The organism is Amycolatopsis circi, from assembly GCF_003385235.1.
GTDB lineage: Bacteria > Actinomycetota > Actinomycetes > Mycobacteriales > Pseudonocardiaceae > Amycolatopsis > Amycolatopsis circi.
In genome coordinates this window covers 1-13,793 of record NZ_PQIA01000188.1, presented here as the reverse complement: position 1 = coordinate 13,793, position 13,793 = coordinate 1, and the positions used below count along the sequence as shown (strand labels likewise).

Here is a 13,793-nt window from a genome sequence, read left to right as displayed (position 1 = left end):
GCGTTGCCGCACGTCGTGGAGTCGAAAGCGGTGGTTTCCGCCAACGCGGTGGCGGCGACGGCCGGGACGGTGATCGCGGTCGTCGGCGGCGGGTGCGCGATCGGGTTGCGGGCGGTGTTCGGGGCGGGGGACGTCGGGTCGGCGGAGACCACTGCGTTCGCGGCGGTCGGGGCGTTGTTGGCGGCTTTCCTCGCGCATCGGTTTGCCAAGGGGGTGCTCGGGCCGACTGTGGTGGACGAGCCGACTAATCCGGTGCTGGCAGTCGCGCGGGGGCTCGCGGACGGGGCCAGGCACGCGTGGCGCGCACCCAACGTCACGGCTGGGTTCGTCGCGTTGTTCGCGCATCGCGCCGCGTACGGGATTTCGTTGCTGGTCAGCGTGTTGCTGATGCGCAATTACTTCACTGACGACGGGTTCTTCCGCGCCGGGTTGCCTGGGCTTGGGCAGTTGGTCGCGTGTGCGGGGGCGGGCATTCTCGTCGCGGGCCTGGTGACGGCGAAGGTAATCCGGTCGGTCGGGCGGGTTCGGGCGGTTCTGGGGTCGCTGCTCATCTCAGCGGTCACGCAAGCCGCGCTCGGATTGCCGATGCTGTTGCCGTTGGCGCTGGTCGCGTCATTCCTGATCATGGGAACCGGCCAGGTGCTGAAGCTGTCCGTCGATTCGTCAGTGCAGCTCGATGTCGCGGACGAGGCTCGCGGCCGGGTCTTCGCGCTGTACGACACTCTGTTCAACATCACCCAGGTGGTGGCGGTCTCGATCGCGGCGATCTTCGTCAAGGACAACGGGTACTCGCCGGAGCTGATGGTCGTCGCGACCGCGCTTTACCTGCTGGGCGGAGCCGGGTATCTGCTGGCCCGCCGACGCCGCGGCGATTCGCTGCCGCAAACCGTTGAAGCCAAACGGGGGTAGTAACTCACCGTCTGGCATTAGGGTGACTTGCGACCCGGTCGAGTTAATCTCGGCACGCGCAACCGACACGGGGGGCCACCGTGAGCACCATCGGGGACGACCGTGCCCGTCTCGACGCCGCTCCAGCTGTTCTGACCTCGCCTGACGGGCTCGTCCGCGCTACCGCCGGACCGGCCGGGACGCTCGGGCGGCTTGAGTTCGCCCCAGACGCCTTCGAACGGACGACGCCAGCGCAGCTCGCGTTGACTGTCCAGGCGCTCGTGCAGCACTTGGCCGACGCACCCGAGCCGCAGCACGCCTCCTCCTCGATGCCTGCCCCGCGGCCGACCCCGCGCCGCGTCCGTCCGCGCGGAACCGTTCCGCAGAACCGCCGTCGCGGGTCCTGATGCCGTCCGCTCCGGACGAAGTGATTCACGTGGAACAACCGAGTACCGGTCAGCAGGCGCTCGTCGAGATCGGCAGGCTGATCCGGGCGAACCGGGCCGATCCGGACGCGGCGGCCGGTATCGGGTTCGCCCAGCTCGGCGACCATTTCGAGGTGCAGACGCGCAACACCGTCGCCAGCACCGAGGTTGTCCAGCGGTTCACCTCGTTGCGGGCCGAGATGTATCAAGAGGGGCGGGGCACCTGGATTCAGGCGCGTTACGTGCTCACCCCGGACGGCGCGTTCGAGTTCGACTACTTCACCGACGGCGAGCCCCCGTGGACGACGCCCCCGGATTCGATCGCCTACCTCGCCGAACTCGCCACCTTCCCCCGCGACGACGAGCACCTTCCCGACTGGTGGCGGCTGCACGTCGGCCTGCCGCTCGGCGTCGAATTCCGACACGCGACAGCCGGAACCGGCGAACCGTTGTCGGAGGAAGAATTGCCGCTCGTGCTGCGGTATCTCGAACGTGAGGCTGCGGTCGGCGAAAAACACCGCACCGACGGGACCTGGATCTGGCCGGTCGAGGTGGCCGAGCACCTCAGAGAACATGGCACCGCGCCCGAGCCGGAACTCCTCCAGCACATCCGTGACCTGGGCTTTCACCCGCCGTACGTCGAACATCTGGTGCGCCGCACGGCGGAAGCCGACCTTGCCGGGAAGCCCCGGCCGCGACCGACCCCGGACGACGTCCAGCGGACCGCGGGCGACGTCGCGGCCGAGCGGGAGACCAACCCGGACCCGGTCCTGTCCGACGCCGAACTTTTGACCCACCTCGGCCACCGGCTCGACTCCTTCGGCGTGTGGCGCGACGTCCGCTGTCTCGGCGGCCGGGAAGCCGGGAAATGGAGCCTCTACCAGGTCAAAGCCGGTTGGGCAGTCGTCGCGCCGGACGGCCGCGAGCAGATCTTCGCCCGCCTCGAAGACGCCGCTCAGCAGCTGCTCGGCGCGTTGCTGATGCATCCCGCCCGCGCGACCGGCGGTCGCGAAACCCCGCTGGAAACGGCGCGGGAGGTCGCCGACTGGCCGGTCCAGCCCGCGCCGGGTGACCCTCCCCTCACGCTGCTGCGGAACAAGAGACTCACTCGGTTGGCGGAAGGTACCGTCGTCCTGCGATTCGGTGAAGAACCCGGCAACCTGGTCCACCACCAGGCGGTACGGTTCGCGACGACGTCCCTGCCACTCGAACGGGAGCGCATGACCAGCACTTTTCGCCTCCGAAGATCACTCCAGGTGATTACCGGGGTGACGGTGCCCTGGGCGAACCTTCCCGGCGGCGCGGTGGCGTACGTCTTGCCCAAGCCGATCGCGGAGCACGAGTCCGACGGAAGCCTGGAGAGGATCGAGTAGGTGGAAGCGGCGGAAGCGGTAGACAAGGTCGGGAAGTGGTTGCGCGCCGTGCACGGCCCCGAGGTCTCCGGGCCGGGCGGCCTCCGGGTCGACCGCGACCGCGTGCTGCGGGTCCCCGAAGGCTGGTCGATCCCCTACAACACCGTCGCGTTCCTCGACGACGGCCGTCCGGACAAAGAACTGTTCCCCGCTCCGTCGGTGCTCGTGCGCGAACCGGACGGCGAACTGCGCCAGGCGCATCCGCATCCGGGCGGGCTCAGCACCCCGGTCGCGTACCCGGGTCAGGAAAGCTGGCGCGAGGTCGTCGACCCGGAGTACGCGAAGGCCGGGCTCGGCGAACTCGGCGTGCCGCTGCCCGCGGTCGCGGGTTGGGTGAAGGTCGACAACGACGGCCACCAGACCGGTGACGAACGCGAGAACCCCGAGTACAAGGCCGGTCCGATCCGCCGCGGCTACCCGAAGCCGGAAAACCCGCTGGAAACCCTCCTCGCCTTCGCGAGCGTCGGCTGGCTTTCGCGCGAACAGCTGCTGATCGGCCTGCTGCGCTGCGAAGTCTTCGTGCCGTTCGATCTCAAAACCGGCGCGACCGACCGTTTCTACTTCTCCGAGGAACGCAACGAGCTGCGCGTCTTCAGCTCGACCCGGCATCTGCCCTCCCGCGAGCACGCCTGGTGGCGCGTCGATCTGGCGACCCTCGCCGAGTTCGAGCACCCGCCGAACCTGGTGATCAACGGCGGTCCGGCGACGTTCGAGGACGTCGCGGGCGCCGAGCTGACCACGATCGCGAAGCGGTTCCCGCGCCACGAGCCGCGGGTCGACGAGAACGGCCGCTGCCCGGAGATCGAAGAAGACCTGGAGAAGTTCGCCGTCGAAACCGCCGCCCGGATCGGGTTGGAGAAGCCGGTCGACGTGCCGAAAGCAGCCGCGGAACGCGCGCGGCGGCACGGTTTCGAACTGACCGCCGACGAATGCCGCAAGACCGTCCTCGGCCGGTCGTGGCTGCGCCGGTTCGAGCAGCCGGAGCCGAGCCGCTCGCGGCCGAACGACTTGCGCGCCAACGGTCTAGTGCCGTCCTGGGACAACGAGGGCCGGATCGTCCCGAAGCTCGACACGTTCGGCAAATACCCGGAGACCAGCCTGGAGAACTTCCGTTACGGCTGGCAGCGGGTTGTCGGCGCGTGGGTCGGGTTCGCGCTCGGCGAGGCGCTCGGCTCGGCCGTCGACCGGATGCGGCTGGACGAGATCGTCTCGACCTACGGTCCGGACGGCGTCCGCGAACTGCCGCTCGCCTTCGACCAGCCGGGCCGGATCGGCTCGATGACGCAGCGGCTGCTTTTCCTCACCGAGGCGGTCATCCGCAGCCCGCATCGCGAACAGCCGGAGTCGCGCGACGTCGAGAAGCTGTTCCCCAGCGTGGTCCGCGGCGCGCTCGGCCGCTGGCTGCACACGCAGGGCGCGGCGATCCAGAACGCCGACGGTTTCCTGGTCAAGGTGCCCGAACTGCACGCCCGCCGCGCCATCGACGACGCCGAACTCAACGCGTACCACGCGCTCGTCACCGGCGATCCGCAAGCCGCGCCGTTGTCGGGTCCGGCCGCGCTGGTCGGCGCGCTGCCCGCGGTGCTGACCGCGGCCGGTCCGGGCACCGGGTTCAGCGGCGGGATCGGCCAGGTCGTGCGCGATCTGGCCGGCGTGACGCACCAGCCGGACGACGTGGCCGCGGCGACGTACCTGGCGTGGGTGTTCGAGAAAGCGCTCACGAAGGACTCGTTCAGCTACCCGGTGTGGAATCTGTCCCGCGAGGTTCTCGACGAGCACGACGGCCCGGAATGGGGGCCGGTGCGCGACCTGGTCGCCGAAGCGGTGCCGTTCTTCGGCGAGCACGGCCTGCCGGATCTGCGGATGCCGGAGCTGATCGGCGACGGGCAGAGCACGCTCTCCGTCCTCGGCCGCTCGTTCGCCGCGTTGTCCGGCTTCGAGAATTACCCGGAACAGGCCATGCTGCGCGCGGTGAACCACTCCGGCCGCAGCGCGCTCACCGGCGCGTTGACCGGTGCGCTGCTCGGTGCGCGAGTGGGCGTTCCCGGGCTGCCCCGGAAGTGGGTCGAGCAGCTTGAACTGCACCACCTGATCGAGCAGGTGGCGACCGACGCGCTGTGGCATTTCGACCGCCATTCGGCGCGAAACGCCCTCGGCGACGCCTGGGTGCAGCGCTACCCACGGCACTGATCGGTCACCCGGGCAGGTATTTGTGGGCGCATATTCTCCCGTCTCCGGTGACCGATGGTCGGGTCGTGACACGGTCAGATAGGTTCGTTGCGGCTACACGGGGGACTTCGGGGAGGAACCAGACGTGCGGTACCGGGTGGAATCGGGAGAACGCCCAGACGGCCTGTACGCGACGCTCGACGATCGCACTTTCGCGGCGCAGCGCTCCACCACCGACGGCACGCTGCTGCTGACGGTCGTTGGGGACGAGGAAGCGCCTGAGGGCTTCGACCGCGAGCACGAGGGCAAGCCGGCCAGAGTCGTACTCGCGAACGAGGTGCCCGCGACGTTCGACCTGCGCACCTACGTCGAATACGACGACGAGCTGTTCGAGGTCGCGCCGGGCGACCAGCCGAACCTGACCCTGCGCTGGACGCGGCACGATCCGGCGCGCGCCGCGCAGCTCGGGCTCACCGATTTCTCGGTGACCGTCCCGGGCAAGCAGCTCACCGGGCTGTGGCTGACCCGGCACGACTACGGCGAGCCGAAGCCCGAGACCGAGGGCGGCGACCAGACCCGGATCCTGCGGGGGATCGGCCGCACGCTGCGCCAGGTGCCCGGCGGATGGGCGCGGGTCGCGGCGCAGTTCCGGCAGGTCGGCGACTACTCCGAGCTGGAGGTCCGCGCGGTCGGCGACGAGAACGGCCCGGTTTCGGTGTCGCTGCCCGGCACGCCGCAGCTGAGCACGCTGTTCACCCAGCTGCGCGCGGCGATGTACCAGCCCGAAACCGGCACCTGGTTCCAAGGCACCTTCACGCTCGACGCCGATTCGCAGTTCGATTTCGACTTCGACGCCGACCAGGAACCGGACTGGCGGCTGCCGCCCAACGACGGCGGCGAGCCCGCCCGCGAGTCCTACCTCGTCGAGCTGACCCGTTTCCCGAGGCCGGACAAGCACCTGCCGGACTGGCTCGGCGCGAAGGCCGGGCTGCCGCTGACCGTCGGGTTCCGCCAGGCGCGGCCGGTCGACGTGCACAACGAGGGCGAACGGCCCGTGGTGAACCGCCCGCCGGTGCCGCCGGACCAGGTCCGCGGCGTGCTCGACTACCTGTTCCGCTCGCCGGTCGTGCTGCACCGGCCGGTTCCGCAGCCGGACATCTTCGCGCCCGGCGCGCCGCCGGACGTGCCGCAGGCGTTCCACACCGACGGCACCTGGATCTGGCCCGCCGCCGTACCGCACTACCTGCGGAAATACGGCGTTCCGCCGGAGCCGGAGCTGGTCGAGCACATCCGCGCCGCCGGGTTCCGGCCGCCGATCGTGCGCGATCTCGTGCGTGCGACCGCCGAGGCTGACGTACTCGGCAAGCCGCGCCCGGGGCGTACCGAGGCCGATCTTCCGGACGACAGCTCGCTCGCCCGCGCGGTCCGCGGCGAGCAGACCCATGCCCTGCGCGGGGCCGAGACTTTGGCGCTGCTGCAGCAACGGCTCGTCGAGCACGGCGTGCCGTCGTCGGCGTACCGGATCGGCGCGGACGAGGTGCCCGCCGAGGGCGTCTGGACGTTGCGTCGCGCGGAAAACGGCTGGGAGGTGTCGCGTCCGCCGTCAGCGGAGCCGGTCGCGTTCGCCAACCTCGCCGACGCGTCCCGGTTCCTTCTCGGCACGCTGCTGATGCTGCCGCCGCAGGCTCCGGAGGAATCCGAACAGCCCGCGGACTGGCCGATCCTGCCGATGCGCGGCGAGCCGCCGTTGTCGTTCTTCCGCGGCAAGCGGATCGTCGCGCTGCCCGCCGGCACGACGGTGGTCCGGTTCGGCCCCGAGGCCGGAAACCTGGTGCACGCGAATTCGGTGCGGTTCCTCGAAACCTCGCTGACGCCGGACCGCGAACGCGACCGGCACGAGTACCGCGTGCAGCGCACGATTCGAGTGCTGACCGGCATCACCGCTCCGTGGGGTCAGCAGCCCGGCGGAGCGACGGCGTACCTGCTGCCGCGGCCGATCGCGCAGCACCTGGAGCAGGGGACGCTATCCCGGCTGTGAAGCCGTGATCAGCACCGCGGGCGACCACCAGTAGTCCGCGAGCGGTTCCACCGTCACGTCGACGAACCCGGCGGCTTCGAGCTGCCGGGTCCACTGCGTCGCCGGGTGTTCCCAGTTCGTCCGTGCCGTCCCGGCGGCGACGCCGAGCAGCACGGGCAGCAGAAACCCTTGCGCCACCAGGGAAGCCTGCTCGCCGTATTCGGCGACGCCGCGTTCGTACCGCTGCGCGAGCGACTCCAGGTCGGCGGTGTCCGGCACGTCGAATTCGGCCAGCACCAACCGTTCCGTCCGCGGCCGCAACGCACTCAGCACCTCGGCCCGGGCGGCGGGCTCGATCGACTGCAGCGCGAACGTCGACTGCGTGAGGTTCCACGTGGAACCATCCGCGGCGAGAAAGTCCTGCGCGGTCAACGAAAACCGGCGTGCACCAGGGACTTCGACGTCCGCGAGCAGCGCCTCCGACGGTTCGACGAGGTCGATCCGCTCCGGCCGGAACGAGGCCTGCGCCAACGCGGGTTCGATCGCCAACCCGTCACCGCACCCGAGATCCAGCAACGCGGCCGGACGCCAGGAGTCGTACCGCGCAGCCAGTTCTTCGCTCAACCGCCGGTACAACTCGACATTCCCGCCGCCGCGAATGAACGCCGTGAACGCGGCAGGCTGGTCGTACACCGGACCGCTCGGCCCCGCCGCGAGATACGTCGCCAGCTCAGCGCCCAACGGAGTCCCAGAGGCCGCCGAAAGCTCGCCCGCCCGCTCGACATCGCCGTCCCGATACGCCGCCAAAGCAGCAGCCACCCCGCTCACAGCGGCACCCACAACGTCACCCTCGTTCCGCTCCCCGGACTCGACTCGACCAGCGAAGTCCCGCCGACCTCGGACAACCGCGCGGTGATCGACTCGCTGATCCCGAACCCGGCCGGCCGGTCCTGCGGACTGAACCCAGTGCCGTGATCCCGCGTGATCACCGCGATCCCGCCGTTGCGTTCCTCCACGCGTACCACGACCTTGTCCGTCTCCGCGTGCTTCATCGTGTTGCGCATCGCTTCCCGCACGGCGTCGCGGATCGCGATCTGCCGGACCTCCGACAGCGTGTCGTTGTCCAGCTCGGCGATCACCAGCTGCGCGCGAAGACCGTCGCGCGCCATCTCCGCGGCCAGCGCCGCGAGCTTCTCGCCGAGCGGCCGCGCACCCTCCTCGGCCCGCTGCGCCGCCGCGGTCTCGATCGTCTGCCGCAACTCGATCGCCTGCGCGCGGGCAAGCCGCTGCACCTCGACCAGTCGCTGATCCGAACCGCCGGGACCGCCGAGCGCGATCGCCTCCAGGGTCTGCAGCACCGTGTCGTGCAGCATCCGGTGCTGCCGCGCGCGTTCGGCGAGCCGCCCGTTGCGGATCCCGTACGCCAGCGCCAGCCGGATCCCGAGCCCGAGCAGGATCAGCGCGCCGACCGCGGTGAACAGGACGCCGAACATCGTCGGGTACAGCGACGCGGCCTGTGCGAAATCGAACGTGCCGTGGTTGAGCAGGTCCGAGAGCAGTCGAACCGGCAGGCTGAGCACCGCGAGGCCGATCCCGGAGGGGATACCGACGGCGAGCGTGAGCAGGGCGACGCTGCCGAGCAGGTGTTTGTCCGCGACGCCGACCGCGTCGTGGAACACCGCGGGCGACACCGTCGCGCCGATGAACAGCTCGAACGCCCCCGTCGCCACGAGGTCGATCAGCAGCAGCCACGCCGCCAGATCACTGCGGAACGGAGCCTTCCGCAGCATCCAGAACACGCCGAACGCGCTCAGCGCCATCGAGCACACGGCGACCAGCGCCACCGACGCCAGCCCAGCTGACCCGTGCTTCGCCGCATATGCGGCGAACTGACCCGGCACGGCCACGAGGCGATAGGCCAGCGGCACCAGCACGACGTACCGGGCCGAGCGCAGCAGCAGGCCGTCAGGCTGGCGCGCGTCCACCGGACCGGCCATCCGCGAGATCCGCTGCAGCGCACGCACCGGGGTGGGATCGCCGATCTCGTCGGTCAGCCCAGTCGTCGCCGTGGCCAGCGCGGGAGTGCCGCGCCGCAGCAAGGTGACGAGAAAGCTGGCTCCGCGCCGGTCCTCGCCGTGCTGCCGCGCCATCGATCCCCCTGTTCGGTTCGAGACAGGGAGTATCTCGGCTGCCAGGGCGATGATCCAGTGTTTGATGGCGCCGACTTCGTCGTCGCGGCGGGATCGCCTTTAGGTCGGCGTGCGGAGGGGCGGTGCGCCCGGCCTAGGGGCCGTGCACACCGCCCCTCCGCACGCCGACGCGATCCCGCGGTTCGGTTCAGTTCTGCGGCTGCTGGCTTGAGTCAGTTCTGGGGCTGCTGGGTTGGGCCGAGTCCTTCTGCTGCGGCCCATTTTTTCAGTTCGGCTACTGCCTCGTCGTGCTCTAGTGGGCCGCGGTCTAGGCGCAGTTCCTTGAGGAACTTCCAGGCTTGTCCGACCTGCGGGCCTGGAGGGAGGCCTAGCAGCCGCATGATCTCGTTGCCGTCCAGGTCCGGCCGGACGCGGTCGAGGTCCTCCTGCTCCTTGATCCGCTCGATGCGGGCCTCGAGATCGTCGTAGGTCGCCTGCAGCGCGGCCGCCTTGCGCTTGTTGCGCGTGGTCGAATCGGCGCGGACGAGCTTGTGCAGCCGGGTCAGCAGGTCGCCGGCGTCGGTGACGTAGCGGCGGACCGCCGAATCGGTCCACTCGCCGCCGCCGTACCCGTGAAACCGCAGGTGGAGGAACACGAGCTGGGAAACCTGCTCGATGATCTCCTTCGAGTACTTCAGCGCGCGCAAACGTTTGCGGGTCATCCGCGCGCCGACCACCTCGTGGTGGTGGAAGCTCACGCCGCCGCCGGGGGCGAACTCGCGGGTGGCCGGCTTGCCGACGTCGTGCAGCAGCGCGGCGAGCCGCAGCACCAGGTCCGGCTCGCTGGTCGGCTCGTGCGATTTCTCCAGCGCGATCGCCTGCGCGAGCACGGTGAGCGAATGCTGGTAGACGTCCTTGTGCTGGTGATGCTCGTCGATCGCCAGCCGCATCCCGGGCAGTTCGGGCAGCACCCGATCGGCCAGCCCGGTGTCGACCAGCAGCTCCAGGCCCGGCCGCGGGTCCGGGGCCAGCATCAGCTTCGACAACTCGGTCTGGACCCGCTCGGCGGTGATCCGGTCGATCTCCTCGGCCATCGACGTCATCGCCTCGACCACGCGCGGCGCGGCGGTGAAGCCGAGCTGCGAGGAGAACCGGGCGGCGCGCATCATCCGCAGCGGGTCGTCGGCGAACGACTCCTGCGGCAGCGCCGGGGTGTCGAGCACCTTCAGCCGCAGCGCGTCCATGCCGTCATGCGGGTCGATGAACGTCTTCCCGACCAGGTCGATCGCCATCGCGTTGACCGTGAAGTCGCGGCGCAGGAGATCGCCCTCGATGGTGTCGCCGAAGGTGACCTCGGGGTTGCGGCCGACGCGGTCGTAGCTGTCGGCGCGGAACGTGGTGATCTCCAGCGTCGTGCCGTTCTTGGTGACGCCGACGGTGCCGAAGGCGATGCCGACGTCCCAGACCGCGTCGCCCCATTCGCTCACGATCTGCAGCACCCGGTCCGGGCGCGCGTCGGTGGTGAAGTCGAGGTCGTTCGACAGCCTGCCGAGCAGCGCGTCGCGCACGCTGCCTCCGACCAGGTACAAGCTGTGGCCGGCGCGCGCGAAGCGCTCGGCCAGCTCGTCGGCAAGCGGGGACACTCGCATCAGTTCCGTCACCGCGTTCTGCTGGGCGACCAGGTTGTTCACTCGAATCCCACCACGAAAATGGCGCCGCCACCGCGGACGCCGCCGGACACGGACACGGAGAGCCAGAGTACCCGGGCGACCGTTTGCTCTAGCATCGCAGCATGTCTGGATCTGCCGGTCGCGCCGGACCGCCGACGCCGCGCCGGCGGCGACGGCGCCACCGCGGCAGGCGGCTGACCACGGTCGACGAGACCTCGGCGGGCGGACTGGTCGTCGACCCGGAGCGCGAACGCGCGGTGCTGATCGGGCGGCTCGACCGACACGGCAGACTGCTGTGGTCGTTGCCGAAGGGCCACATCGAGGACGGGGAGACGGTGGAGCAGACCGCGGTGCGCGAGGTGAAGGAGGAAACCGGCATCTCCGCGCGCGTGCTGCACCCGCTGGGCACCATCGACTACTGGTTCGTCGCGCAGCAGCGCCGGGTGCACAAGACCGTGCACCATTTCCTGCTCGAAGCCACCGGCGGCGAGCTGTCGGACGAGGACGTCGAGGTGACCGAGGTCGCCTGGGTCCCGCTGGCCGAGCTGGAGACCACCCTCGCCTACGCGGACGAGCGCAAGCTGGTTCGCGGGGCAGCAGAACTTTTCGCGCCCGACGAGCGCGGCTGAGAGGGAGCACCCGAGTGAAGCGGCCCGCCGCCTTCTTGCTGTCCTTGCTGATCGTCGCCGCCACCGCGTTGTTCGGTGCGCCGGCGGGCGCGCAGGAGAATCCGACGCCGGAACCCGCCCGGCTGCGGCTCGACCTCGGCCAGCTGGCCCCGCGCCTGGTCACCAGCTCGGACCAGGCGATCACGGTGACCGGGACGGTGACCAACACCGGGTCCCGGCGGATCGTCAAGCCGATGGCCCGGCTGCAGATCGGCGACCGCCTGGCCAGCCCGCGCGCGATGGACTCGGTGCTCGCCGGGAATCCGGTGCAGGACAGCCCGCTCACCGATTTCACCCCGCTCGCCGAGGACCTGGAGCCGGGGCAGAGCGCCCGGTTGACCATCACGGTGCCGCTCACCGGACCGCGCGGCGCGGCGCTTCGGCCCGGCGTCTACCCGCTGCTGGTGAACGTGAACGGCACGCCGGAGTACGGCGGTCCGGCCCGGCTCGCCGCGGTGAGTTTGCTCATGCCGGTGCTGTCGACGCCGGGCCACGCGAACAACCAGGCGACGCCGCGGCATTCGAAACTCGCCGTGCTGTGGCCGATCACCGACAGCAAGCCGCACATCCAGTCCGCGCCGTTCGGCGTGCCGATGACGCTCACCGACGACGCGCTCGCCGACGAACTGAGCCCGGGCGGACGGCTGTACTCCCTGGTCTCGGCGGCGCGGGCGGCGCAGGAGAACAACCAGAAGGTCGGCAGCTCTCTCTGCTTCGCCCTCGATCCTGACCTGCTGCGCACCGTCGACGCGATGCGGAACGGCTACCGCGTCAGCGGCGGGGTGACGGGCAAAGGCGCGGACGCCGCGTCGAACTGGCTGGCGGCGCTGCGCGCGCTGGTCACTGGCCGTTGTGTGATCCCGCTGCCGTTCGCCGACGCCGATCTCACCACGCTGGGCAAGGTCCGCGGTGCCGACGGCAATCCCGACCCCGGCCTCATGACCACGGCGCTGAACGGCACCGCGACGATCCGCCAGGTGCTCGGCGTCGAGTCGAAGAGCGGCGTGCTGTGGCCGGGCGGGACACCGGACGACAAGGCGCTGTCGGCGATTTCGACAGGCGGCTTCCAAACCGTGCTCACCGACAGCGGCAAGCTGCGGGCAGGCGGTGACGACGAGACCGTCACCGGAGCGGCGACGCTTTCCGACGGCCTGCGCGCGCAGCCGACCAACTCGATGGCCACCGCCGGTCTCACCGGATTCGCGCCGAGCCCGCAGACGCCGACCACCTACAGCGGTGCGTCGCAGCGCGCCGTCTCCACGCAGAACGGGCTCGCCGCGATCGCGTTCGAGGCCGGGCTCGGCCGTACTGACGGCTCGACCGGCGGGCCGATGCTCATCGCTCCGCCTCGGCGCTGGGACGCCACCACCGACGAGCTGAACGCCTTCCTGTCCGGGCTCGGCAAGCTCACCAACGCGGGCGTGACGGCCGGGTCGACGCTCGACGACCTGCTGGGAAGCACCCCCGAAGGCAGCGCCTCGCTCGCCGCGGGCACCCATGCGGACGGCGGCGCGGCGGTCGCCGACCAGCTGTCCGGCCTCGACCAGGACGCCACCAGCCTCCTGTCGGCGATGCAGATCGACCCCAGGAACCGGGTCGAGCCGGGGGCGATCGTCGGGCCGGTGCGCGACGCGCTGGTCCGCGGCAGTTCGACCGCGTTCGGCTCGTCGTCGTCCTCGTCCGCCTCGGCGAACGCGACCTCCGAACTCGCCGCGATCCGCGATCAGGTGACGGTGGAACAGCCGAAGCAAACGATTGCGCTCGCGTCCGGGTCCTCGCCGCTGCCGGTGTACGTGCACAACGACCTGCCGGTCGGCGTCAGCGCGCAGATCGCCCTCAAGAACAACATGGGTCTCCGCGGCGACGAGGACAAGATCTTCCTCTTCCCGGCGAAGGGCGGGCAGACCAGATACGTGCAGATCGAGGCGCTGCGGGCCGGACGCCTGTCGGTCGATGTGTCGTTGACCACCCCGTCGGGCACCGATCTCGGCGCGACCGCGCGCTTCGAGCTGACCTCGACCGAATACGGCCCGATCACCATCATCATCACGGTCGCCGCTGGTTGCGCACTGCTCCTGCTGGCGTCGCGGCGGATCTACCGGCGGATCAAGGAAGGCCGGGGCGGCACGCCCTGACATCCTCGAGGGGTCGGGTGCTCGCGCCCGTTCCCGATTACCCTGAGTCGGCGCTGCCACAATGGCAGGGGCAAGGGGACCGCCGAGGATTGGGACGCGTTGGACAAAGAGCCGGGTCAACCACCCGAGCGTGCGGGTCGTCCCCGGCGGGACGGCGCGCCGCCGAGGCGGGACGACCAGCCTCCTCGCCGCGCGGTGCGGGACGCCCGTCGCCAGCCGCCCCCTCCGCCGCCGCCCGCCGAACGCAGGCAGCCGCCGCCCAACGGAACCCGCCGAATGC

10 protein-coding genes are annotated in these 13,793 nt (G+C 70.5%); 7 read left to right on the top strand and 3 right to left on the bottom strand.

What is annotated here, in order from left to right; all coding sequences use genetic code 11:
• From D0D37_RS42770 to D0D37_RS42750, 5 genes are all read left to right on the top strand, one after another.
• The coding region (locus tag D0D37_RS42770) for an MFS transporter (RefSeq protein WP_116206279.1) at positions 1–909 on the top strand (909 nt) is incomplete at its 5' end.
• Between the two features lie 80 nt (positions 910–989).
• A complete protein-coding gene (locus D0D37_RS42765; protein ID WP_116206278.1) occupies positions 990–1,295 on the top strand; it encodes a hypothetical protein in 306 nt (101 codons plus the stop codon).
• Positions 1,296–1,324: 29 nt separating this feature from the next.
• The gene (locus D0D37_RS42760) at positions 1,325–2,686 is read left to right on the top strand and encodes a TNT domain-containing protein (RefSeq protein ID WP_425267033.1); all 1,362 of its coding nucleotides are present in this window, start codon (positions 1,325–1,327) and stop codon (positions 2,684–2,686) included.
• Positions 2,687–4,915 carry an ADP-ribosylglycohydrolase family protein gene (locus D0D37_RS42755; RefSeq protein WP_116206276.1) on the top strand — a complete coding sequence of 743 codons (2,229 nt, stop codon included), beginning with the start codon at positions 2,687–2,689 and terminating at the stop codon, positions 4,913–4,915. It abuts the gene before it with no gap.
• A 124-nt stretch (positions 4,916–5,039) separates the two neighbouring features.
• Positions 5,040–6,932 (top strand): TNT domain-containing protein, encoded by a 1,893-nt coding sequence (locus D0D37_RS42750; protein WP_116206275.1) that lies wholly within the window; start codon positions 5,040–5,042, stop codon positions 6,930–6,932.
• Here D0D37_RS42750 and D0D37_RS42745 read toward each other — a convergent pair.
• The 3 genes from D0D37_RS42745 to D0D37_RS42735 form a co-directional block, all read right to left on the bottom strand.
• Positions 6,918–7,751: a class I SAM-dependent methyltransferase gene (locus tag D0D37_RS42745; RefSeq protein ID WP_116206274.1), complete on the bottom strand. Its 834-nt coding sequence runs from the start codon at positions 7,749–7,751 to the stop codon at positions 6,918–6,920. The two genes, D0D37_RS42750 and D0D37_RS42745, sit on opposite strands and share 15 nt — an antisense overlap.
• Positions 7,736–9,061 (bottom strand): sensor histidine kinase, encoded by a 1,326-nt coding sequence (locus tag D0D37_RS42740; RefSeq protein ID WP_116206273.1) that lies wholly within the window; start codon positions 9,059–9,061, stop codon positions 7,736–7,738. The genes D0D37_RS42745 and D0D37_RS42740 overlap by 16 nt, the downstream gene beginning before the upstream one ends.
• 212 nt (positions 9,062–9,273) lie before the next feature.
• A complete protein-coding gene (locus D0D37_RS42735) occupies positions 9,274–10,731 on the bottom strand; it encodes a CCA tRNA nucleotidyltransferase (RefSeq protein ID WP_116206272.1) in 1,458 nt (485 codons plus the stop codon).
• 101 nt (positions 10,732–10,832) lie between these two features.
• Here D0D37_RS42735 and D0D37_RS42730 point away from each other — a divergent pair, with 101 nt between their 5' ends.
• The gene (locus D0D37_RS42730; protein WP_009085315.1) at positions 10,833–11,339 is read left to right on the top strand and encodes an NUDIX hydrolase; all 507 of its coding nucleotides are present in this window, start codon (positions 10,833–10,835) and stop codon (positions 11,337–11,339) included.
• 14 nt (positions 11,340–11,353) lie between these two features.
• Entirely contained in the window at positions 11,354–13,513 is a 2,160-nt protein-coding gene (locus D0D37_RS42725; protein ID WP_116206271.1) for a DUF6049 family protein, read from the top strand.
• Positions 13,514–13,793 lie beyond the last annotated feature (280 nt).